At 63.0% G+C, this 22,409-nt stretch carries 25 protein-coding genes; 15 read left to right on the top strand and 10 right to left on the bottom strand.

Features of this window, described 5'->3' with window-relative positions; genetic code table 11:
- Window positions 1-321 precede the first annotated feature (321 nt).
- The 5 genes from infC (at window position 322) to VIG32_11205 (ending at window position 3,845) form a co-directional block, all read left to right on the top strand.
- A complete protein-coding gene (gene infC / locus VIG32_11225; GenBank protein ID HEY8298578.1) occupies window positions 322-972 on the top strand; it encodes a translation initiation factor IF-3 in 651 nt (216 codons plus the stop codon).
- Entirely contained in the window at window positions 965-1,171 is a 207-nt protein-coding gene (gene rpmI / locus VIG32_11220) for a 50S ribosomal protein L35 (protein HEY8298577.1), read from the top strand. Before infC ends, rpmI begins: the two co-directional genes overlap by 8 nt.
- 16 nt (window positions 1,172-1,187) lie before the next feature.
- Complete coding sequence (gene rplT, locus VIG32_11215) at window positions 1,188-1,547, top strand: 50S ribosomal protein L20 (GenBank protein HEY8298576.1); 360 nt, start codon at window positions 1,188-1,190, stop codon at window positions 1,545-1,547.
- Window positions 1,548-1,871: 324 nt separating this feature from the next.
- Window positions 1,872-2,381, top strand: a complete 510-nt coding sequence (locus tag VIG32_11210) for a DUF4142 domain-containing protein (protein ID HEY8298575.1) — start codon at window positions 1,872-1,874, stop codon at window positions 2,379-2,381.
- 51 nt (window positions 2,382-2,432) lie between these two features.
- Window positions 2,433-3,845: a serine hydrolase gene (locus VIG32_11205; GenBank protein ID HEY8298574.1), complete on the top strand. Its 1,413-nt coding sequence runs from the start codon at window positions 2,433-2,435 to the stop codon at window positions 3,843-3,845.
- A gap of 17 nt (window positions 3,846-3,862) precedes the next feature.
- Here the strand turns inward: VIG32_11205 and VIG32_11200 are convergent, their stop codons facing one another.
- Entirely contained in the window at window positions 3,863-4,141 is a 279-nt protein-coding gene (locus VIG32_11200; GenBank protein ID HEY8298573.1) for a hypothetical protein, read from the bottom strand.
- 98 nt (window positions 4,142-4,239) lie between these two features.
- Window positions 4,240-4,773, bottom strand: coding sequence for an NUDIX hydrolase (locus tag VIG32_11195; protein HEY8298572.1), 534 nt, complete (start codon window positions 4,771-4,773; stop codon window positions 4,240-4,242).
- Window positions 4,774-4,821: 48 nt separating this feature from the next.
- On the opposite strand from VIG32_11195, the gene VIG32_11190 reads away from it, so the two are divergent.
- The 6 genes from VIG32_11190 (at window position 4,822) to VIG32_11165 (ending at window position 10,066) form a co-directional block, all read left to right on the top strand.
- Complete coding sequence (locus tag VIG32_11190; protein HEY8298571.1) at window positions 4,822-5,022, top strand: hypothetical protein; 201 nt, start codon at window positions 4,822-4,824, stop codon at window positions 5,020-5,022.
- Window positions 4,997-5,764 carry an RNA methyltransferase gene (locus VIG32_11185; GenBank protein ID HEY8298570.1) on the top strand — a complete coding sequence of 256 codons (768 nt, stop codon included), beginning with the start codon at window positions 4,997-4,999 and terminating at the stop codon, window positions 5,762-5,764. The genes VIG32_11190 and VIG32_11185 overlap by 26 nt, the downstream gene beginning before the upstream one ends.
- A gap of 157 nt (window positions 5,765-5,921) precedes the next feature.
- Window positions 5,922-6,023 (top strand): YqzL family protein, encoded by a 102-nt coding sequence (locus VIG32_11180; GenBank protein HEY8298569.1) that lies wholly within the window; start codon window positions 5,922-5,924, stop codon window positions 6,021-6,023.
- Window positions 6,024-6,117: 94 nt separating this feature from the next.
- Window positions 6,118-7,167, top strand: a complete 1,050-nt coding sequence (gene pheS / locus VIG32_11175) for a phenylalanine--tRNA ligase subunit alpha (GenBank protein HEY8298568.1) — start codon at window positions 6,118-6,120, stop codon at window positions 7,165-7,167.
- Complete coding sequence (pheT, locus tag VIG32_11170) at window positions 7,167-9,533, top strand: phenylalanine--tRNA ligase subunit beta (protein HEY8298567.1); 2,367 nt, start codon at window positions 7,167-7,169, stop codon at window positions 9,531-9,533. Before pheS ends, pheT begins: the two co-directional genes overlap by 1 nt.
- A gap of 2 nt (window positions 9,534-9,535) precedes the next feature.
- Window positions 9,536-10,066: a CvpA family protein gene (locus VIG32_11165; GenBank protein HEY8298566.1), complete on the top strand. Its 531-nt coding sequence runs from the start codon at window positions 9,536-9,538 to the stop codon at window positions 10,064-10,066.
- Here the strand turns inward: VIG32_11165 and VIG32_11160 are convergent.
- On the bottom strand, window positions 9,999-11,222 hold the full coding sequence (locus tag VIG32_11160; GenBank protein HEY8298565.1) for an alanine--glyoxylate aminotransferase family protein: 1,224 nt from the start codon (window positions 11,220-11,222) through the stop codon (window positions 9,999-10,001). The genes VIG32_11165 and VIG32_11160 overlap by 68 nt on opposite strands.
- A 166-nt stretch (window positions 11,223-11,388) precedes the next feature.
- Between VIG32_11160 and VIG32_11155 the strand changes: the two genes are divergently transcribed.
- A complete protein-coding gene (locus tag VIG32_11155; GenBank protein ID HEY8298564.1) occupies window positions 11,389-11,949 on the top strand; it encodes a hypothetical protein in 561 nt (186 codons plus the stop codon).
- A gap of 16 nt (window positions 11,950-11,965) precedes the next feature.
- Here VIG32_11155 and lon read toward each other — a convergent pair whose 3' ends face one another.
- The 3 genes from lon to VIG32_11140 all read right to left on the bottom strand — a co-directional run bounded on the left by lon (window position 11,966) and on the right by VIG32_11140 (window position 15,448).
- Entirely contained in the window at window positions 11,966-14,410 is a 2,445-nt protein-coding gene (gene lon, locus VIG32_11150) for an endopeptidase La (GenBank protein ID HEY8298563.1), read from the bottom strand.
- Window positions 14,411-14,442: 32 nt separating this feature from the next.
- A complete protein-coding gene (locus VIG32_11145) occupies window positions 14,443-14,874 on the bottom strand; it encodes an Hsp20/alpha crystallin family protein (GenBank protein ID HEY8298562.1) in 432 nt (143 codons plus the stop codon).
- A 64-nt stretch (window positions 14,875-14,938) separates the two neighbouring features.
- A complete protein-coding gene (locus tag VIG32_11140; GenBank protein HEY8298561.1) occupies window positions 14,939-15,448 on the bottom strand; it encodes a hypothetical protein in 510 nt (169 codons plus the stop codon).
- A 79-nt stretch (window positions 15,449-15,527) separates the two neighbouring features.
- On the opposite strand from VIG32_11140, the gene VIG32_11135 reads away from it, so the two are divergent.
- From VIG32_11135 to VIG32_11125, 3 genes are read left to right on the top strand one after another with little or no spacing between them, the layout of a single operon-like run.
- On the top strand, window positions 15,528-16,568 hold the full coding sequence (locus VIG32_11135) for a zinc-binding dehydrogenase (GenBank protein HEY8298560.1): 1,041 nt from the start codon (window positions 15,528-15,530) through the stop codon (window positions 16,566-16,568).
- The gene (locus VIG32_11130) at window positions 16,565-17,362 is read left to right on the top strand and encodes an alpha/beta hydrolase (GenBank protein ID HEY8298559.1); all 798 of its coding nucleotides are present in this window, start codon (window positions 16,565-16,567) and stop codon (window positions 17,360-17,362) included. Before VIG32_11135 ends, VIG32_11130 begins: the two co-directional genes overlap by 4 nt.
- Window positions 17,344-18,705, top strand: coding sequence for an amino acid permease (locus VIG32_11125; protein ID HEY8298558.1), 1,362 nt, complete (start codon window positions 17,344-17,346; stop codon window positions 18,703-18,705). Before VIG32_11130 ends, VIG32_11125 begins: the two co-directional genes overlap by 19 nt.
- Here VIG32_11125 and VIG32_11120 read toward each other — a convergent pair.
- Genes VIG32_11120 through VIG32_11105 form a run of 4 tightly spaced genes read right to left on the bottom strand, consistent with a single transcriptional unit; the run spans window position 18,686 to window position 22,375 of the window.
- A complete protein-coding gene (locus VIG32_11120; GenBank protein ID HEY8298557.1) occupies window positions 18,686-19,105 on the bottom strand; it encodes a hypothetical protein in 420 nt (139 codons plus the stop codon). The genes VIG32_11125 and VIG32_11120 overlap by 20 nt on opposite strands.
- 35 nt (window positions 19,106-19,140) lie before the next feature.
- The gene (locus VIG32_11115) at window positions 19,141-19,536 is read right to left on the bottom strand and encodes a hypothetical protein (GenBank protein HEY8298556.1); all 396 of its coding nucleotides are present in this window, start codon (window positions 19,534-19,536) and stop codon (window positions 19,141-19,143) included.
- Window positions 19,533-20,558, bottom strand: a complete 1,026-nt coding sequence (locus VIG32_11110) for a 2-oxoacid:ferredoxin oxidoreductase subunit beta (protein HEY8298555.1) — start codon at window positions 20,556-20,558, stop codon at window positions 19,533-19,535. Before VIG32_11110 ends, VIG32_11115 begins: the two co-directional genes overlap by 4 nt.
- 8 nt (window positions 20,559-20,566) lie before the next feature.
- Complete coding sequence (locus VIG32_11105; protein ID HEY8298554.1) at window positions 20,567-22,375, bottom strand: 2-oxoacid:acceptor oxidoreductase subunit alpha; 1,809 nt, start codon at window positions 22,373-22,375, stop codon at window positions 20,567-20,569.
- Window positions 22,376-22,409 lie beyond the last annotated feature (34 nt).

Here is a 22,409-nt window from a genome sequence, read left to right as displayed (position 1 = left end):
ATCCGGTCTTCATCCGAGGGACCGCCGGTAGGTTCCAATCGATGGGGTCGCTTCGGCGACGCCTTTTTTTTGTTTAAAAAATCGGGGTCCCACCCGCGAAGTCAGGGGTGGGGGCGCGCACGGCCGATTCCGACGCAACGTGTCGGAAGCGGACCGGAGTGCCGGAGATTGCGCGAAGTGCAATCTCAGTTAAAAAATCGGGGTCCCACCCGCGAAGTCAGGGGTGGGGGCGCGCAGGGCCGATTCCGACGCAACGTGTCGGAAGCGGACCGGAGTGCCGGAGATTGCGCGAAGTGCAATCTCAGTTAAAAGGAGAGACTCATAGCTCGACCGCTGCGTATAAACGACCAGATTAGGATTCGCCAGGTTCGCGTCATCGACGAGGACGGGGCACAGCTCGGAATTATGCTGACCGAGGATGCTCAGGCTCGCGCGCGAGTCTCCGGTCTCGATCTGATCGAAGTCTCGCCCACGGCGCAACCGCCGGTGTGCAAAATAGGCGACTACGGCCGCCTCAAATACGAACAGCAGAAGAAAGACAAAGATACCCGCAAGAAGCAGAAAAACTTCGAACTCAAAGAAGTGAAGCTGCGGCCTAAAATCGAGACTCACGACTACGAGACCAAGGCCCGCATGGCCGAACGTCTGCTGCAGGACGGCAGCAAAGTTAAAGTCACGATCATGTTTCGCGGGCGCGAGATTACCTACACGGCCTTCGGCCGTCGGCTGCTCGACCGGATGGCGGTGGATATGACACCGATCGCGATCGTCGAGCGCGAACCGAAACTCGAAGGCAAGAATATGTTTATGATTTTGGCACCGCGCGCGGTGCCAACCGGACCGCCGAAGTTCCTCTCAGCGCACGATAAGCACGACCACGCCCACGAGGTCGAGCCCGAGCACGAGACGGACGAGGATCGCGAGCCGGAACACGACGCGGACGTCAAGACAGAGGAGCCTACCAGTGCCTAAAATTCGTACCCACCGGGGAACCGCCAAGCGCGTGAAGGTCAGCGCGAACGGCAAAGTGATGCATCGCCACCAGTTCAGCGGTTGCGGTCACATCATGAGCAAACGGACGCGCAAGCGCAAACGCAATTTCCGCAAGGATCAACCGGTGTTCAAGGGCGATCTCAAGCGCCTCGCGCCGACGATTCCGTACTTGGTGTAAGGGAGGCTTCTAAACAATGGCTCGTATCAAACGTGGCGTTCACGGCCTCAAACACCGCCGCAAGGTAATGAAGCTCGTCAAGGGCTTCCGCGCCGCGCGCCGTCGCAACTATCGCGTTGCGAACGAAGCGCTGCTGCACTCACTCTCCTATGCGTTCCGCGATCGCCGCGTCCGCAAGCGCGATTTTCGCTCGCTGTGGATCAGCCGCATCAACGCGGCCGCCCGCAAGGAGGGCCTCTCGTATTCGGTGCTGATGAACGGCTTGAAGAAGTCGGGCGTCACGCTCAATCGCAAGGCACTGGCCGAACTCGCCGTCTCCGACACCAAGGCATTCGGCTCGCTCCTGAGCGTCGCAAAAAAAGCGGTCGGCAAGTAACGTCCTTCGACATGGTCGTCCTTCGACAAGCTCAGGATGACAACGTCGAGGGGGGGGGCAAGCGGGCATTTGGTGCGTGTGATGGGGTGCGATTCGGGGAATACTGTGGACATGAGAATGCTGATGTCGACACAATTCGTAGCGTTTCTCGAACTCTGTCTCACGGGTGGTCCAGCGAATACATAGGCCCCTCGTCTTGCAACTCAAAAACCTGCGGCGCCCTCGATGGATGCCGCAGGTTTTTTTTGCAGCGTACGCTCCGGTCGTCCAACCGGGAAGCGAGCGCTGCGTGAAACTCATGCGCCGGGTGGTGATATATTTATTATGAGACTCATTTCAAAAGTCACTATCGTTTCCACCCTCGCACTCGCCATAGCAAGCGCTCCGGCGCTGGCGCGCGCCGCCTCACTTTCGCCGGCAGATGCGGCGTATTTACAGACCGCGATTCAAACGCAGCTAGGCCGCTACGCGATCGGGTCGATCGGCGCACATAAGGCGACGACCGGTGCCCTTAGAGCCGTGGGGCAAGCGATGGCCGCCGATGCGAACGCCGACAATCGCGCGCTGAGGCAAGTCGCCAAGGCTAACGGCGTCGCCCCGCCGACGAAGCCGACGCTCGTGGCCAGGTATCATTACTCGCAGATCTCTTCCGAAAACGGCAGGACCTTCGATCGCAGTTTCGTGCGAGCGGTAGTAATCGACGACCGTGAGGCGCTCGATGCCAATATGCACGAGGTGAAATCGGGCCGCAATCCGCAGTTGCAGTCGATCGCCAAAAAGAATATCCACGCCCTGAAGTCCGAAATCGGCCGGGTCCAAAAGTATACGTCGTAGCCCGCGTCCGGGGCGAGGGGCCGGCTTACCCTCGCACCGAACCCCTAGGCCATGCGGAGATGGTTCGGCTCCATACTAGCGCTGAGTTTGCTATCGGCCTTCCCGATCGTCGCGCAGGCCGCCGTAGTGCGCGTCTTTACCGCGGATCAGACCCGCGCGGTCGACCGTATCGCGAATGCGGAGATTTCGAGCAACCGGACCCCGGGTCTCGGGATCGGAATCGTTGAGGACGGCCGACTCGTCTACGCGCACGGCTTCGGCGTATCGAACATCGCCAAGCGCGTCCGCGCGGGCGCCGCGACCGAGTTTTTCGCGGGATCGATCAGCAAGCAGTTCACGGCTGCAGCCGTCCTGCTCTTAGCGCAAAACAAAAAGCTCTCGCTCGACGATCGCGTCACGAAATACGTGCCGGAACTCACCGTCGCCGGTAACGCAACGCTCAAGGAGCTGCTGCAGCAAACCTCCGGTCTGCCCGATTACACGCACGCGCCCGGCATCACCGGGGATCTGACCCGTCCGATTAAGTTCGATGCGTTGATCAAAGCGGTCGATACGATGAAACCGTCGTTCGATCCGGGCACCAAATTCGAATACAACAACTTCAACTACATGGTCGCGGCGCTCGTCGTCTCGCGCGTGAGCGGCGTCCCGTATTCGGTCTACCTGCAGACGAAGATCTTCGAACCGCTGCTGATGTCATCCACGTTCGTCGCCGGCGATCAGGGCATTTCGCCGGCCCACGCGGTAGGCTACACGCGCGTCAACGGGCGTTTCGTTCCGGTAAAACCCTGGAATCCAACCTGGCTTTTTGGAGCCGGCAGCCTGGTAACCAACGTCTTCGATCTCTCGAAATGGGATATCGGCATGCCGCTCTTGCTCAACGTCGATAGCGTCTCGGCTCTGTGGACGCCCAGCGGCGCGCCCGGCGCGATGGCGTACGGCATGGGGTGGGTCATCGACCAGCGCGGCGGCCATCGGTATATCTGGCACAATGGCGAGATCGCCGGGTATCACGCGATGAACGCGCTGCTTCCCGACGAGCACATCGCGGTGATCGTTTTGGCCAACTGCGACGGATTCGGCAGCGACAGCACCGTTGCGCCTGAGAAAGTGGCCAGCGATATTCTCGACGTCGTCGCCCCGCTGCCGCCGGCGCACGTCGATAGCGTGGTCGTCGAACGCGCGAAAGATTGGCTGGTCAAACTGGCCGCGGTTAACATCGATCGCACGCAGCTCACGCAAAAATTCAACGAGTATCTAACCGACGATCTCGTTGCGAAGACGAATGTAAAAGCGCTCGGGAAGCTCCTCTCGATAACGCCGACCTCGAGCTATCAACAGGGCGGCGATACCGTGTACGTGTTTCTCACGCACTTCGAAGGCGGAACGTACGACTACGACTTCACGCTCACGCCCGATGGAAAGATCGACGGCCTCCTCTTGCGATCGAGGCCCAAAACCTAAAAAGCGGTCCGGAGTTTTTAATCGTCGCCGTTGGCGATTCGCCGGCCCGTCGCCTCGATAATTTTGCCGAGCATGCTGACCGCTTCGGCGCGCGTCGCATTGCTGAACATATACTTGAGCTTCTCGTCGGAGTCTTCAACGATGAGCACCGCCGATTTGCCGGATCGAATCGCCGCCACGAGCCGCGTGAGGTAGGCCTCGTCCTCGGCCGCCAGTCGTGAGGGCGCCGACGCGTCCGCGTCTTCGTTACGCAATAAGTGTTTCAGAACCGCGTTGATGTCGCTAGGAGTCTCCACGCGTGCCTCCCCAGTGCCGCTTCCATGCCAAGAATCGCCCAGGCAGATAAAACTGCCGTGGCGCTCCGTAAAGTACGTTATCGGATGATTCGCCGAATTTATTGATGGCGCTTCCGAGCAAGCCATAGCAGGGCTGCGGCGGTCTTGAGGTCGCAGATCGTGCCGTCGCCAAGCATCGCAAGCGCTTGCGGGAGTCCGAACGCCTGCAAATCGATCCGTTCGTCCTCGTCGGGAGCGGCGTTGCCCGCCTCCAGCCCCTCCGCGACGAAGAGGTGAAGCAGTTCGGTGCAAAACCCCGGCGTCGGGTAGAGACCGAACATCGGCGCGATGCGAGCCGCTCGATACCCGGTCTCCTCGAGTAGTTCGCGCCTAGCGGCGACGGCCGGCTCCTCGCCGGGCTCGATCATCCCGGCCGGAATCTCCCAGAGCTCGCGGCCGGCGGGATGCCGGTACTGCCGTACCAGCAGCAGGCTATCGGGAGCCGGCAGCGCGAGGACGGCAACGGAACCGCGATGCTCGACCACGTCGATCTCGCGACGCGCGCCGGCGAACTCGACGGTATCGACGCGAACCTCGAAGATGCGGCCGGCATAGATCTCGCGCGTTGCCACGGTCTTGGGCGTTCTCTCCATGCGCGCTCATTAACGGAAAAGCGCGAGCGCGCCTCGTAAGAAAGGGGCGTGCGCACCCCACCGTCTTCTCCGCTCGGCGAACTTCGCTGGCTGCTGGCCTTCTTGGCGATCTTCGCCGTCATCACGTTCCTCATGCTGAAGTTCGTCGTGCCTCACCATTTCAACGACCGCGTCGCGGTCACGATCTCGGCATTGCTGGCCGGCGTCATCTGGATGATTCTGCGTGCCAACGCCGCTCGGCGCGCATAACCCGCGCGTCGAGTACGCGCGCGAGCTGCTGGCGCGCAAGGGACGCCGCACGCACGGCGCCTACTCGTTCGAGGGACCGACCTTGCTCGCCGAGGCATGGAGCAGCGGAAACCCGCTCGCCGCGCTGTACGTCACGCAGGAAGCCTACGAGGCCCACCCGCTCGCACGCGAGATCGAGGCCGCGGGCGTCGAGACCTTTCTGGTCGACCGGCGTACCTTCGGCAAACTCTCGGATCTCGACTCGCCGACGGGCCTGCTCGCCGTCGCTCCCCTCGCGCTCGCGCCGCTGGACCGCGTGCTGGCCGAACCGGGCGTGGTGCTCGTCCTCGCCGACCTCAACGACCCCGGCAATGCGGGCACGCTGCTGCGCTCGGCCGAGGCCTTCGGCGTGGATCGCGTCATCTTCGGCTCGGGCGGCGTCGAGCCGCATCATCCCAAGGTCGTGCGCGCGGCTATGGGAGCCCTCTTTCGGCTCGAGGTCGCCCTCGCGTCGGCGCCCGAGGTCGGCGCGGCGGCAGAAGGCTGGACGGCCATCGGTCTCGCGATGGAAGGGGAGCCGCTCGACCACGCCGCCGTCACCGATCGCACGCTGCTGCTCGTGGGGCACGAGCGCCACGGGCTGGGCCCCTGGCAGGGCATCTGCACGCGAATCGCCGCCATCGCGATGAGCGGCCGAACCGAATCGCTCAACGCCGCCGTGGCCGGCTCCATCGCGCTCTACGAAGCGACCAAGCGCCGGTAAGGAAACGGCCAAAAACCCTTTAGTTATCGGCTGTCAAGGCAGTCCCGGCGGAGAAAAAAGTCAAGACTACCCGGTGCAAAAGTCACGTGCTATACTGCGGACATTCGCACGGGCGTGCGGAGCCAACAGCCGCAAAGAAGGAGACTATACAGAGCCGATGGCTAGCTGCGATTTCTTCTGGAAACTCTTTGCCACCACGGGATCGATCAACGCCTATTTGATTTACCGGCAGTTGCATCCGACCCCGGCTCCAACCTGACCTGACACCCCGCGAAAAGAGAGAATTTCAGGAGCGCCCGGAATCGTAGGAGTCCGGGCGCTTTTTCGTGCCCGTTTCCTATTCTTGAGTGCGAATGAGCGAATTAGGCCAGACATTAAACGAATTGCGCGCCCGCTTCGATGCGGAACTCGCGCGCGCGACCGACGAAAAGAGCCTCGATGCCGTGCGCGTCGCCTTTTTGGGACGCAGCGGCGAGGTCACGCTCGTACGGCGAACGATCGGCGCGCTGCCGCCGCAAGAACGCCCGAGCGCCGGTAAAACGATCAACGAGGCGGTCGAGGCCATGGAATCGGCGCTGCTCGACGGATCGTCGCGCCTGGAATTGCGGGCGTTCGATGCCGAACTCGCCCAGCGCATCGACGTCACGTTCCCCTCGATCGAACCGCCGCGCGGATCCATCCATCCGATTCGCCGCGTGATGGACGACATCTGCGCGTATTTCCGCCGTCACGGTTTTGCGGTCGTCCTCGGTCCTGAGATCGAGCCGGACTACTACAACTTCGACGCGCTCAACATTCCCCCGGATCATCCGGCACGAGAAGGCTTCGATTCGTTCTTTCTCACCGATTCGCTGTTGCTGCGGCCGCACACCTCACCCATGCAGATTCGCACGATGCAGCTGCACCGTCCGCCGATCGCGGTCGTGACGCCGGGAAAGTGTTACCGGCGCGATGCGGTCGACGCGCGGCATTCGTACATGTTCCATCAGATCGAAGGCCTGCTCGTCGCCGAGGGGATCCACTTCGGACACCTCAAAGGCATGTTGACCGAAATGTGCCGCGAACTCTTCGGTCCCGAGCAGCAAGTGCGCTTTCGCCCGTCCTTCTTTCCGTTTACCGAACCGAGCGCGGAGGTCGATACCACCTGTCCGACGTGCGCCGGCAACGGCGGAACGTGCCGGATGTGCGGCGGCTCGGGCTGGATCGAACTCGGCGGTTCCGGCATGGTGCATCCCAACGTGCTGCGCGAAATGGCGTACGACCCCGCAATCTATAGCGGCTGGGCGTTCGGCTTCGGACTCGAGCGTTTGGCGATCGTGCGCTACGATATCGACGACATCCGTCGCTTCTTCGAAAACGATCCGGACTTTTTGAAACAACTCGCTAACGGAGGATCGCGCTAGTGCGCGTACCGATCGCCTGGCTGCGCGACTACGTTGAGTTGCCCGCGGATCCCCAACGCATCGCGAGCTTGCTCGCGCAACTCGGATTTCCCGTCGATGCCATCGAGCATCGTCCGGCGATCTCGGGCGTGGTCGTTGGAAAGATCGTCGAACTCGAACGCCATCCCAATGCCGACCGGCTCCAAGTTGGAAAAATCGACGTCGCCGGGGACGCGCTTCTCACCATCGCCACGGCCGCGACCAACGTCGCGGTCGGGCAAGTCATCGCCGTCGCGACGATCGGCGCGCAGCTCCCGCAGATCAAGATCGAGCGACGCAAAATGCGGGGGCTCGAATCCGAGGGCATGATGTGCTCGGCCGAGGAACTCGCATTGCCGCCGGAGTGGTTCGAGGACGGCATCATGCAGCTCGACCCCGACGCTCCGCTCGGCGCCGACGTCGTCGACCTCTTCCGATTGAGCGACGCGGTCCTGGACGTCGATATCACGAGCAACCGCGTCGATGCGATGTCGATGATCGGACTCGCGCGCGAGTTGGCCGCCTCCGGCCGCGTCGCGCTGCGCGCCCCCTCGTTCGAGAATCCGGGAACCATCGACGATGGTGCCGATGCGCCGCAGGTGACGATCGAGTCGCCGGATTGCGTGCGCTTCGTCGCGCAGCGCTTCAGCGCAATCGCCGTCGGCACCGCACCGGCGTGGCTGCGAATCCGTCTCGCGCTGGCGGGGCAGCGCCCGATCAACAACGTCGTCGACGTCTCGAACTACGTCATGCTCGAGGTCGGACAGCCGCTGCACTTTTACGACGACGCGGCGATTCCGCACCACCACCTGATCGTGCGCGACGCGAAGCCGGGCGAACGGCTGGTCACGCTCGACGACGCCGAGCACGAGTTGACGCCGCAAGCGCTCGTCATCGCGAGCGTCGACGGAGTTCAAGGATTGGCCGGACTTAAGGGCGGCAAAACGAGCGAAGTGAGCGAGACCACGACGGCCATTTTGCTCGAAAGCGCAAATTTTAACGGTCCGCGCATTCGCCGCATGAGCGCGGCCCTCGGCTTTCGTACCGATGCGTCGACGCGTCACGAAAAAGCGCTCGCACCGGCGCTCACCGACTTCGGCGCCGCGCGCGCCGCCGCGCTGCTCGTACGCTTGGGTGCCTCCGCGCACGCGCCGCGCGCCTTCGGCGCCTCCGTCGAGACGCCTTCGCCGATCGCGTTCGACGTGCGCGACGTCAAACGGCTGCTCGGGTTCGATCTCCCGATCGAAGAGATTCGCGAGCACCTCGATGCGCTCGGTTTCGCCGTCGGCAAGCTCGAGGGATCGACGCTGCCGGTGAGCGCGCCGCCGTTTCGCCGCGACGTGACGATGAGTGCCGACGTCGTCGAAGAGATCGCGCGGATGGCCGGTTACGACCGTCTCGCGGGAGCGATCCCGACGATCCCCGATCACGGCATCGCCAGCCACGACTACGAACTCGAACGCATGCTCGCGCGTACGCTCAGCGCGCTCGGCTACCGCGAGATCGTTTCGTACGCTCTGCACGGCGCCGACGTTTTCGATCGCCTTCGCCGCGCCGGTATCGAACCGAGCGCGCGGCCGGTCGAGGTTCGCAATCCGCTCTCGGCCGATCAGCGCTTTTTGCGCTACGCGCTCGGGCCCGGTCTGCTCTCGTATCTCGCCCGAATCGACGCGCCGGCTCGCGTCTTCGAGATCGGCCACGTCTTCTACCAAGAAGAATCGACGCCGGCGGAGGCGCCCGCGCTTGCCTTCGCGTTCACGGTGGAACCCGTCGAGGAGCCAGCGTGGCGCGACACGCCCTTCTTATCGCTCAAAGGCGATTGCGAAGCGCTGATCCGCACGCTCACCGGCCGCACCGACATCGCGGTTACGCGCGACGAACGCAACGGTATGCACCCGGGCAAGACCGCCGTGTTGATGCTGGACGGGCGCGAGATTGCAAACGTCGGCCGCATCGACCCGCGCGTAGCGAAGACTTTCGAAGTACGCTTGCCGGTCTACGTCTGCAGCATCTATCTCGAGAACATCCCGGAGTTTCGAGCGCCGGTCTACAAAGCGCCATCGAAGTACCCGTCCACCTATCGCGATCTCGCGCTGATCTGCGAGCTCGACGTTGCGGCCGACGAAGTCTCCAAGACGATCGCGCAAGCGATCGGGGAACTCTGCACCGGCGTGCGCGCGTTCGACGAGTATCGCGGCAAGAACGTCGCGGCGGATCGTAAGAGTCTCGCCGTGCGCGTGCATCTGCAGCGCACGGACGCGACGATTACCGATCAGGAAGCCGACGCTGCAATCGCTCGAGCCCTCGCCGTTTTGAAGGACGACCTCGGAATCGTGATTCGGGAATGAGCGTGACCTGGCCGGACATCATCATCGCCGCCATCCTCGCGATCGCGACGATCAAGGGATTTAAGCGCGGCTTCGTTTCCGAGCTTTCCGGCGCGATCGCGCTCGTGCTCGCGCTAATCACGCCGTGGTATTACAACGGCGCGTTCGATCCGTTCCTGGAAAAGACGGTGCACCTTTCGCCGGGCTCGGCGCACGTGGTCGGAATGTTTGCAACGGGCTTCGCGACGTATGCCGCCGTGCTCTTGATCGCCTGGGCACTCAACGCGGTCGCCAAACTTCCCGTGCTCGGCTTCGGCAACGCCCTCTTCGGCGCGGCCGTCGGCTTCATCAAGGGCGCCGTGTTAGTGTGGCTGATCCTCTACGTCGTCCTGTTCTTTCCACTCTCGCGCGATCTTCGCACCGATCTTCATCACTCGACCCTCGTCGGCTATGCGACGCAACCCAACGCCCACATCGACGGGGCGATCAACGGCGCGCTGCCATGGTTTGCGCGACCGTTCGCGCATCCATTTTTCGCGCGCCACCGGGTATAGCTCCCGGCTCGAGATCGAGAAACACGCGCAGCGCCGCCTGAACGCCCGCACCGATCGGTATCGGCACGTCGTACTCGAGCAGCGCGATTTCAAGCGCGCCGATCGCGCCGAGGACGTCGGTCTGCGAGACGTCGCCCATCGTTCCCATGCGCACGATCTTCCCGTTGAGTTCGAGCTGACCGCCGGAGAGTACGACGCCGCGCTCCTCGCGCAGTTTCCGCAACAACGTCGCCGCTTCGACGCCCGCCGGAAGGCGGGCGGCCACGACGGTCACCGAATGAGCGCCGGGCTGCGAGAAGACCGGCATTCCGAGCGCCTCGAACGCCGCGCGGATGGCCTTCGCGTAGCAATCGTGGCGACGCCAGATCGACTCCAGCCCCTCCGCTTCGATCCGCGCGAGCGACGCGTCGAGCGCATAAAAAATCGAAACCGGCGGCGTCCACGGCGTCTGACCAACCCGCGCGGACTCGCGCGCCTTGAGCAGATCGAAGTAGAATCGCTGCGTCGTTACGCGTTCCATCTTGCGCCACGCACGATCGCTCGCCGCGATCATGGCGATACCCGGCGGCGCGGCCAACACTTTTTGCGAAGCGCCGATCACGAGATCGAAGCCCCATTCGTCCATTTTGAATTCCGTCGCACCGAGGCCGCTGACCGAGTCGACGATCGTAATGGCGCCGTGTTCGCGCGTCGCGCTCGCGATCGCTTCCATATCGTTCTGGACGCCGGTGGAGGTCTCGTTGTGCGTGAGCAGGATGCCGGCAATCTTTTTCTCCGGGTCGTCGCGCAGCCGCGCGGCCAGCGCGCGCGCGTCGAGCGCGTGGCCGAGCTCGGTTTCCAGAACCTCGACGTCGCAGCCGAACGTCTTGGCGATAGCAATCAGCCGCCGGCCGAACACGCCGACCGGGCAGGCCAATAGCCGTTCGCCGGGCGAGAACGCGTTGGTCACCGCCGCTTCGAGCCCGCCGGTCCCCGACGAGCCGAGAAACACGATGTCGCCGGCCGTTCCGAAGATCGGGCGCAACCGCTCCGTTAGCCGTTCGAGCATCGCCGCAAACTGGGGGCCGCGATGATCGATCATCGGCTTGCTCATCGCCGCGAGTACCGGCTCCGAAACCGTGACCGGACCCGGGATGAACAACAGGTTCTTTTTCATGACTGGGACGCGCTTCGCGTTAGGCGGCTCCGCCTCCCGGCGTCTCGGAACTCGCCGGTTACTCCCCGCGTTATCAGCGCGGATGGCCGGCCCGGAGAAACCCTGATCCTTACCAGCATATCTCCGGGCCGGGCATTCGCATCGCCGCCGCGAACGACTACCCCCCATGCATAACGTCGAAGCACGCCCACTCGAGGCGCTCGTGGCCGGTCTGTGCGAGCTGGATCTACAACGCTGCCGCGACGGAGCGGTCGGCGAATTGCTCCGCATCGCGGCAGCCGCGAAACCGATCCTGCCGATTGCGCTCGCGACGTCGCAGCCGCGCGCCTATACGCGCACGCTGCTCTTCCGTAACGACGATTTCGAATTGCTCGCGCTCTACTGGCCCTCGGGCGCCTCCACGCCGATCCACGACCACGGCGGGCGCCGTTGCTGGCTCACGCTGGTCGACGGGGCCATGCAGATTGAAAACTACCTGCGCACCGACGACGGCACGCGTCGGGGCTATGCCGCTTTGGCGCGCCAAGACGACGTCGCCCTCGCTCCGGGCGACGTCGATCTCCGTTCCAACGATCGAGAACTCCACCGCTGCATCGCCCTCGTCCCCGAGACCACGACGTTCCACATCTACGCCCGCCCGCTAGCGGAGTTCAACGTCTTCAACCACGAAGCCGCAACCTACACCGAATGCACCCCAAACTACGATAAGATCCTAGCGATCGTGTAGTCATTCGGCGGGGCGCCTAGCGCTTGCGCGTTGTCGTCAGCGCTCCATTGCGGCGTTTGCGCTCCACGCGAACTCGCTTCACCGCGCTGCGGCGCATCGGCACGACGTTACTCGCGCCGCGCTCGTCGCGTCCGAGCTCCACGGGCGTGATCACGCGTTTGCCGAGCGCGTGATGAAGCACCTCGGAAAGCTCCTCGACCGCAATGAAGGTCATCGTGTCGCGAACTTCCTTCGGAATGTCGTCGAGATCCATCTCGTTGCGTTTCGGCAGAAGAATCTTCTTGATGCCGGCGCGCTTCGCGCCGAGCACCTTCTCTTTTAGGCCGCCGATCGGCAAGACTTGCCCGGTCAGCGTAATCTCGCCGGTCATCGCGAGGTCGGGATCGACCTTGATGCCCGTGAGCATCGAGGTGATCGAGGTTGCGAGCGCGATACCCGCGGACGGGCCGTCCTTCGGCGTCGCGCCGGCCGGCACGTGGATGTGCAGATCGTGTTTGCTGAAGTACTCGTCGGGCAATCCGAGTTCGCCCGAGCGCGAACGCAGGAACGAGACGGCGGCCTGTGCGCTTTCCTTCATCACGTCGCCGAGCTGTCCGGTAAGCACGAGTTTACCCGTGCCGGGCATCGCCTGCGTTTCGATGAAGAGAATATCGCCGCCGACCGGCGTATAGGCCATCCCCGTCGCCACGCCGACCGAAGCGACGCGTTTTTTGACCTCGTTGTAAAAACGCGGGCGGCTCAGGTATTCCGCCAAGTTTTCGGGCTTGATGCGCGCCTTGAAGCGCGAGTCTTCGGCAATCTTGCGCGCGACTTTGCGGAAAACCGTGCCGACCTCGCGCTCGAGGTTGCGCACGCCGGCTTCGCGCGTGTAGTCGCCGATGACCGCTTTGAGCGCGGCGTCGCTGATCTGCACTTGCGAATCTTTCAGACCGTTCGCCAGGCGCTGCTTCTTGACGAGGTAGCGTTTGGCGATTTGAACCTTCTCGAGTTCGGTGTAGCCCGCGAGCTGGATGATCTCCATACGATCGCGCAACGGCGGACTAATGGTGTCGAGGCTATTTGCGGTGCAGACGAAGAGCACTTGCGAAAGATCGAACGGCAGATCGAGATAGTGATCGCGAAAACTGTTGTTCTGTTCCGGATCGAGCACCTCGAGCAAGGCCGATTGCGGATCGCCGCGATAGTCGGAACCGACCTTGTCGATTTCGTCGATCATCATCACCGGATTGCGCGTTCCCGAATCGCGGATCGCGCGAACGATCGTTCCCGGCATCGAACCGATGTAGGTGCGGCGGTGTCCGCGAATCTCGGCTTCGTCGCGCACGCCGCCAACCGAGAGACGCACGAACTTGCGGCCCATCGCGCGGGCGATCGATTGCCCGAGCGAGGTCTTGCCGACGCCCGGCGGACCGACGAAGCACAGGATCGGACCGGTCAAGCGCCGCTTGAGTTTTCCGACCGCCAAGTATTCGATGATGCGATCTTTGATTTTTTCGAGATCGTAATGATCCTCGTCGAGAATCTCGCGCGCTTTTTTGATGTCGATGTGATCGGTCGTCTCTTTGTTCCACGGCATCTGCACGAGCCAATCCAAATACGTGCGGATGACGCTATACTCGGGGCTCGCCTGCGGAACTTTTGAAAGCCGTTCGAGCTCGCGGTCGGCGGCTTTCTTCGCGTCTTCGGGCATCTGCGCTTCATCGATCTTCGCTCGCAGCTCGTTGGTCTCGGCTTGCTGCGGATCGACTTCGCCCAATTCTTCCTGAATAGCGCGCAACTGTTGGCGAAGATAGAACTCCCGCTGGTTCTTTTCCATCTCGCGTTGAATGTCGGATTGAATCTTGTGACCGAGCTCCACGACTTCCAGCTCTTTGGTGAGCAGCATCGTCAGCTTGCGCATGCGCTTGTCGGTCTGGCGTTCTTCGAGAATCGCCTGGCGATCGGCGGTATCGAGCCGCATCGTCGAAGCCACGAAGTAGGTGAGCAGATTGGGGTCCGTGATATTCTGGACCTCCATCTCCATCTCACGCGGAGCTTGCGGCAAATATCCCAAGAGCTTCTGAAATAGGGTGGCCAGATTGCGCTGCATCGCGGTGAGCTCTTCCGATTCGCGCGTGACATCGGGGAGCTCCGTATAGGTCGCGACCATATACGGTTCTTCTTGCGTGAACTTCTCGATCTTGAAGACCGACTGACCCGCGACGATGCAGCGTAAGGTGCCATCGGGAACCTTGAGCATCTTCTGCACGGTGCCGATCGTTCCGATGAGCTGAATGTCGTCGGGACCGGGATTTTCGATCTCGCGATGCTTCAGCACGGTCAGCCCGATGGGCTTTCCTTCGCGCAGGGCCTCTTCGACCAGCGCGATGCCGGGCTTCTTGACGACGGCGAGCGGAATGACCGTGTTGGGATAGAGCACCGCCTCCTGCAGCGGCAAAATGCCGATGGAGTTCGCGGGCACGATGGAAGAGCGTTTCGCTGGCGCGGGCATTTCTAAACGAGAATCCTTTTAACGATCAGGCGAATTTCGGTGCGCGTAGTTGGAATATACTCGCGCTCGGCGATCGGCAATGCGATCGTCAGCATGCCGTCTCCGTAGGTTGCAGTTACGTCCCCGTATTGAACGGCGATCGGAAGATGGATTTTCTTGACGAAATCGCCGTACTCGATCTCTTTTTGCAGGAAGGACCCGGTACGCAGATGCGCCGCGGCCGCACGGCGGCCTGAGATAAAGAGATGGCGCTCGTCCACGAAGATCCGCAGACTCTCGGCGTCGGCGCCGGCGATCTCAATTTTCACAAGCAAGAGGCCGCCCGCTTCGTCATGCACCACGTCGACGTTGGGTTCGAAACGCCCGCCGCGCGGACGCCGCACCAATTCGGCGAAGAGCCGTTCGAATTCGGAGCGAGGGTCGTCAGGATCCATCGGTTCGTAAAACCCCGGCCATTAGCAATCGGATGCAGAGACTGCTAATTTTGGATTTTGGACGCTAGGGAATGGGATCGGGCAGGGCCGTTCCGGCCGGCCAGGCGACGCACGCTTGGAGTCCGATGTGGAGCGGCTCCAGCGCCGGAGTCGGAATCCGGACCTGGAAAATCTCTTGATAGTTGGTCTTTACCCCGAAACGGCGAATCGGCGGGAACTGCGTGACCGTCGCGTCTGGCAGGTGGGTGGAGGCAAAGACGGCGTTGATCGCCGTGCTGTCGGCACCGGACATGTAGTCGCTCTTACGTTGGCCCAGATAGGTCGTGCCGTCCTGACGCGTGTAGAGATAGCCGATGATCTCGCCGTCGATAAACGTCGAGGTCGCGATGACTTTGTCGATGCGCACGACTTCCGAGCGCTTACCCGTTCCGTTAAGCGTGCGCGGCACGGCGACGGCCGAGTCCAGGCACGGGCCGTTATTGAGCGGAGCGGCCACCGGTGAAGCCGGTGCTTGCGCGAGGGCCGAGCCCCCGCCTCCCAGTGCGAGCGCGAGTGCGAGCGTCGAAATCAACATGCCCGAGCCTTCGTGCGCATTATTCGGCGTTCCCGTTCGGTGCCACCATGTACGCCCGTTCGGGTTCTTGCTCTTCGTTATGAAAGCCACCGTTTATCACGGCGCCGGCGACGTGCGCCTCGAGACCGTTGCCGACCCCGTCATCAAAGAACCCGCCGACGCCATCGTGCGCGTCGTACGCGCCGCGATCTGCGGGTCGGATCTTTGGTTTTACCGCGGCATTACGCAATGGACTCCAGGCGACCGAACCGGCCACGAATTTCTCGGTATCGTTGAGGAGATCGGCCGCGACGTACGCAGCGTCAAGAAGGGCGACTACGTGATCGCGCCGTTCGTTTCGAGCGACGGCACGTGCGAATACTGCCGCGCCGGACTGCAAACGTCGTGCGTGCATATGACCAACTGGGGCGACGACGCCAACGGCGCGCAAGCGCAGGCCGTGCGCGTTCCTTATGCGGACGGAACGCTGGTGCGCATGGACGAAGCGCTCGCAAACGACCCGCAAAAACTGACCGCCAGCACCGCGCTCACCGACGTGCTGCCCACGGGGCATCACGGCGTCGTGAGCGCGCAAACGCAGGCCGGTGGAACCGTCGTGGTGGTCGGCGACGGCGCGGTCGGACTCTGCGCGGTACTTTCCGCCGCCAAACAGATCGGCGCCGAACGAGTGATCGCCGTCGGTCACAACGCCAAACGATTGGAGATCGCCAAACGCTTCGGCGCGACCCACACCTTCAACTCACACGACGCCGGCGTCGGCGAAGCTATTCGCGAGCTGACCAAGGGCGGTTCGAGCAGCGTCGTCGAGGCGGTCGGGAATCAAGAGAGCATGGATCTGGCGATCGAACTCGCGCGACCCGGCGGTATCGTCGCCTTCGTCGGCGTTCCGGCCAACGTGCAGACGCCGCCGCTGCGCACGCTCTTTCTCAACAACGTCTCGCTGCGCGGCGCGCTCGCACCGGCGCGCGCCTACATTCCCGAGCTGCTCGATGCAATCGTCGCGGGGCGCATCGACCCGTCGCCGGTCTTCGATCTCACGTTGCCGCTGGAGCGCGTTGCGGAAGGCTATAAAGCGATGGACGAACGATCGGCGATCAAGGTACTGCTCGAAGTGCGGTGAACGCGCGCACGTTCGATCACGCGTACACGCTCTACGGTGACGCGCGAAATCCGCCGCTGCTCTTCATACACGGCATCCGTTTGGGGCGCGAGATTTGGCGCGCGCACGCACTGGCACTGGCCGGCGAGTATCGGGTCGCCACGCTCGATCTTCCGGGTCATGGGGCGCTCGCGGAACTGTCGTTCGAGCTGCCGCTAGTCGAGGCGCTGCTCGCGCACGTGATCGACGATGTGTTGGGGCGGCCGCCAATCGTCATCGGATACTCGCTGGGCGGCTACGTCGCGATGCAGCTCGCACACGACTCGCCGGAGCGCACGGCCGGACTCGTGCTGGCGGATTGCACGCTCGATCTGAGCGGATGGCTGCGCCATCCATACGATTGGACGATGCGCGCCACCTCGGGAATCCCGACGGGCGCGCTCCAGCGCGCGCTCTCGTTGCTCTTTCGCTTGACGCTGCCGCGCGAGATCGCGCGAACGATCATCCCGCTGCCGTTCAATCGCTCGGTCTTCGCGGACGTGAGCCGCGCCGGCCGCGGCGTCTCCTTTAGCGACCGGCTGCGCGGTTACGACAAACCCGCACTCATCGTCAACGGCGAGTGGGATATGCTCTTTCGCACCGACGAGCGAACCTTCGCACGCGCCGCTAACGCGCGGGTCGCCGTGATCCGCCACAGCGACCATGTCGCGCCGCTTCGCAAGCCGGATGAGTTTACTCAATTGGTTCGCGCGTTCGCGGCCGAGGTGTACCGCGGCGGGCACGGAATCATCGCCCGATGGACGCGATACCGGTAAAGCAGCGGACGCTGCTTCGGCGGCTGGGCTCTTTCGATGCCGCGCTCATCGTCATGGGCGGCATTATCGGCTCCGGGATCTTTCGGAACCCCTCGGTCGTCGCGGCGCGCGTTCACACCCCCGGACTCATCATGCTCGTCTGGTCGCTGGGCGGCGCGGTTGCAATCCTGGGCGCCTTCGTGTTCGCCGAGCTAGCCGCACGCCGCCCGGCCGACGGCGGTCTCTATGCGTACATGCGCGACGCCTACCACCCCGTCATCGCGTTCATGTATGGCTGGACGCTGCTGATCGTTTCGCAGAGCGGCGGCATGGCCGCCTCGGCCGTAACGTTTGCCGGCTATTTCACGCCGCTGACGGGATTGCACGTGGAGCCCAAACTGCTCGCCGTGATCGTCTTGAGCGTACTCACGATCGTGAACTGTCTGGGCGTACGCGAGTCGACCAACTTCCAAAACGCCTTTATGATCCTGAAGATCGGCGCGATCGGCGCGCTAATCGGATTCGGGCTCTTCGCTCACCCGCAAGCGCAAGCCGCGCTGCCGGTAATGGGTTTTTCAACGACGTTCGCGCTCTTTAGCGCCATGGGCGTGGCGATGATCCCGGTGCTCTTCGCCTACAGCGGCTGGCAGACGTCCACGTTTATGACGGGCGAACTCAAGAACCCGGCAAAATCGCTGCCGCGCGGCATGCTTTACGGCGTGGGCGGCGTCGTCGTTCTTTACCTGCTCGTCAATTTCGTTTGCGTTCACGTCCTCGGCGCGCACGCGCTGATGAACAGTGACACCCCCGCCTCCGACGTCATGCGCGTCGCCATGGGTGCGATGGGCGAACGCCTTATCGCGCTCGCCGTCGCACTCTCAACGCTCGGTTTTTTAAGCAATCAGATTTTGGTTTCGCCGCGCGTCTACCATGCGATGGCCACCGACGGACTCTTTTTCAAGCAGATCGGCTGGGTGCATCCCGTCACGCGCGTGCCGATGATCGCGATCGGCCTGCAAGGACTCTTCGCGATCGTCATCACGCTCTCGGGGAGTTACAGCCAGATCCTCAACTACGTGACGTCGGTCGACTACGTCTTCTTCGGGCTGGCCGCAATCGCGCTCTTCATTTTTCGCCGCCGCGATCGCAGCAGCGGTATCGATGGCGCGGTCGGCTTTAAGGTGCCCGGCCACCCGATTACGACCGCGATTTTTCTCATCGTCGCGTGGAGCGTCGTGGTCGACACGTTCGTGAAATACCCGTCGAACAGCGTGTGGGGATTGGGCATTCTATTCGTTGCCGTGCCGATTTATTTCATCTGGCTGCGCCGCTCGCGCGCGTCGCCTACTGATAAAATAGCGTGATCTGAGCGCCTTGAACGTCCACTGCGACGATGCGGCCGACGGTGAGATCCTGCCCCTTGAGCAGCGTCGCGAGCATCTCGACGATGCCGTCGCTGCCCGTGAGCGTCGTGTGCGCGAGCGTCTCGCGCAAATCCGCAATATCGCCGGCATCTTTTTTTAGCGCCGTCGTAAACGCCGTTTGATCGGCGTTGCCCGCCAGTAATCCCGTCACGTTCGTGAGATGAAACTCGCCGGCGGTGAGGTTCCCCATCATCGCGCGAAACTTCTCGGCCTCGGACGGGCCGTTCTTGAGCGCGCTCATCAACTCACCGTACGAGGGTCCCGAGCCGGCCGCCGGGGTCGGCCATCCGGCCAGAAGACCGGCGAAAACGAGCGTGATTGCGATGGATCGTTTCACCATGAAAGGGCGCCTCCGCGACCTCCATTATACTCCTCCTACCGCGAGATTTGGAGTACGGAACCGTCGGCGAATTCGACCGAGCGAACCGCACAGAGCGGCTGCGGCTCGTGCGACGGGCCCACCTCGGTGCCGCGGAACGCGTCGTAGAGATGCTCGATCGATACGTGCGGCGAGAAGGTGCCGGTGTCGCGAACGCTGGCGCGTTTGGAACCCAGGGCAATCGTAAACGTTACGGCGGAGACCGGCGCGTTGCCGACGTTCGTGAAGTTGATCCGCACCGGGCCGACCGTCTCGCCGAGCGAGAAACCGTGGGGGTTCCCGAGGTAGCTTACGTGGCAGCGATCGATCCGAATCGGATCGGGTCGAGGCGGCGGCGTGGGCGTACCCGCCGTCGCGATTGCCGCCGCCAGCGCGATCGCCGCGCGGATCATCCGCCGGCCGCCATCAGCGCGGCCCAATCGTCGCGGCCGATACGCAGCTCCGACGACCCGAGGTGCGCGAGCGGCGCCGACGGCATCGCCTCGCGCTCGCAGAAATCGCGCGACTTGGTATCCACGTAGAGCAGCCCGGTGAGCAGTTCGCCGCGCTCGCGCGTTTGATGAAGGATGCGCGACGCACCGAGCCGATCGGTCACGTCGTGTTCCACGTCCAGCTTGCGCAAAATCACGTGCGAACCGTCCTCGAACTCGACGTCTTGCGCCGCGCCGGGTTCGTAGTCGACGACGATCTCTTGGCTGCCGGCTATAAAGTCCGGTGCGTGCAGCGCGAAACCGTGTTCCTTCACGTGCGCGTAGCTCTTCGTCGATCCTTCGTGATCGTTGAAGGTCACGCACGGACTGACGATGTCGAGTATCGCGGTTCCGCGATGCGAGAAAGCCGCCTCGAGCAACGGGACCAATTGCTTGCCGTCGCCGGAGAAGGAACGCGCGACGAACGTCGCGCCAAGTTCCAGCGCGACGCCGCAGATGTCGATCGTTTCGTACTCGTTGCGCTTGCCGCCCTTCGAGGAAGAGCCTACATCCGCGGTCGCCGAAAATTGCCCTTTCGTTAGGCCGTAGCAGCCGTTGTTTTCAACGATGTACGTGCAATCGATATTGCGGCGAATCATATGCGCGAACTGTCCCAAACCGATACTCGCGGTGTCGCCGTCGCCGCTGATGCCGAGGACCAGCAACTCGCGGTTGGCGAGTTTCGCGCCCGTCGCCGCCGAAGGCATGCGTCCGTGCAGGCTGTTAAAGCCGTGCGCGCTATCCACGAAGTAGGCCGGCGTCTTTGAGGAGCAGCCGATACCGCTCATCTTGGCGAGCCGGTGCGGCTGCACGCCGTACTCGTAGAGCGCCTTGATCAAGTGATTGGTAATGGAATTGTGGCCGCAGCCCGCGCAGAGCGTGGAAGGCAAGCCCTTGTACACGTCGCGGGTGAGGCCGATGATATTGACGTTCGTTGCGGTCATGATCTCTCCTAAGCCGTGACGGCCGCGCGCTCGGCATCTACGAGCGGATCGATAATCGCGCGCGCGTCGATCGGAACGCCGTTGTAATGGCGAATCGACCGCAAGCGCTCGATGGCGTGCGTTGCGAGCTCCGAGCGCAGCAGCGTGTGAAGCTGCCCGTCGCGGTTTTGCTCGACGACGTAGACGCGTTCGTGGCGTTCCACGAACGCTTGGACCTCGGGCGCGAACGGCAGCGCGCAGACGCGCAGGTAATCGGTGGGAATGCCCGCATCGTTCAGGCGATCGCGCGCCTCGACGATCGCATGATGCGTGGTTCCGTATGCGATCAAGCCGACCGCGTGACCCGCCTCATCGACGATCGGCTGCGGGACGGCCGCGCGCGCCGCGTCGTGCTTGCGCACGAGCCGATCGAGGTTGCGTGCGAAGGTCGCCGCGTCTTCGGAATAGTGGGCCGCTTCGTCGTGTCCCGTACCGCGCGTGAAATAGCCCGCATTCGGGTGATCCGTTCCCGGCAGCGTGCGATAGGGGATTGCGTCCCCGTCGACGTCGCGATACCGGCCCCACGATTCGAGTTGCGCGAGATCGTGCGCGTTCAACACCTTGCCGCGATCGAAGTCGCGCTCCGGATAGGGCAGCGGCGGCGTCATCCAAGGGTTCATACCGAGATCGAGATCGCTCAATACGAAGACGGGTGTTTGAAAACGATCCGCCAAATCGAACGCCTGCATCGCGAACGCGTAGGCCTCCCCCACGGTGGCCGGCAAGAGCACGATGTGTTTGGTGTCGCCGTGCGAGAGCGTGTAGGCAAACGCGACATCGCCCTGCATCGTCCGCGTCGGGAGACCGGTCGACGGCCCCACGCGCTGCACGTCGAAGATCACGCCCGGCAACTCGGCGTAATAGCCGAAGCCGACGTACTCGGCCATCAGCGAGATTCCCGGCCCCGACGTCGAGGTCATCGCGCGCGCCCCGGCCCAAGTCGCGCCGAAGACCATGCCGATTGCCGCGAGTTCGTCCTCGGCCTGTACGATCGCCGCCTTTCGCTTTCCGGTCTGCGGGTCGACGCGATAACGATCGCAAAGCGCGATGAAGTTTTCGCAGAGCGACGATGACGGCGTGATCGGATACCACGCGGCGACGGTGCACCCGGCCATCACGCATCCGAGCGCGGCGCTGCGATTGCCGTCCATAAACATCAACCCGTCGGTTCCGCCCGCGACGGCTTCGAGCCGGTAAGGGTCGTGCTTGCGGAGATTCGCTCGCGCGTACTCGACGCCGACGTGCACGGCAACCATATTTTTCTCGGCTGCGGCCGGTTTTTTGCTGAACTGGCCGCGCACGGCCGCTTCGATCGACTCGATAGGAATGCCCAGCAGTTCGGCAACGACGCCGACGTAGACCATGTTGACGAGATATTTGCGCAGAGGTCCGGCATCGAAATGCGACTTCGCAAGCTCGCCGAACGGCACGGCGTAAAACGTGAGGTCGTCGCGCAGGGTCGTCATCGGGTAGGCGGATTCGTGGACGATGACGCCGCCCGGACGGACGCTTGCGAGGTCGCTCTGCCACGTCGCGGGATTGAGCGCGACGAGCACGTCGATCTCGCGACTGCGGCATTGGTAGCCTTGCGGAGTAACCCGAACGTCGAACCAGGTCGGCAAGCCTTCGATATTCGACGGGAAGACGTTTTTAGGTGCGACCGCGATGCCGAGCCGAAAGATCGCGGTGGCGAGCACGAGGTTAGAGGATTGGCTTCCGGAACCGTTGACCGTCGCCACCCGGAGCGTAAAATCGTTCACGATCGCTTCTTGGGCCATGCACGTCTATTCTGCGCATCGGTCGCAACCTGCT

The organism is Candidatus Baltobacteraceae bacterium (genome assembly GCA_036559195.1).
Lineage (GTDB): Bacteria > Vulcanimicrobiota > Vulcanimicrobiia > Vulcanimicrobiales > Vulcanimicrobiaceae > JALYTZ01.
The sequence above is the reverse complement of the archived record's forward strand: the minus strand, read 5'-3'. Positions and strand labels throughout refer to the sequence as shown.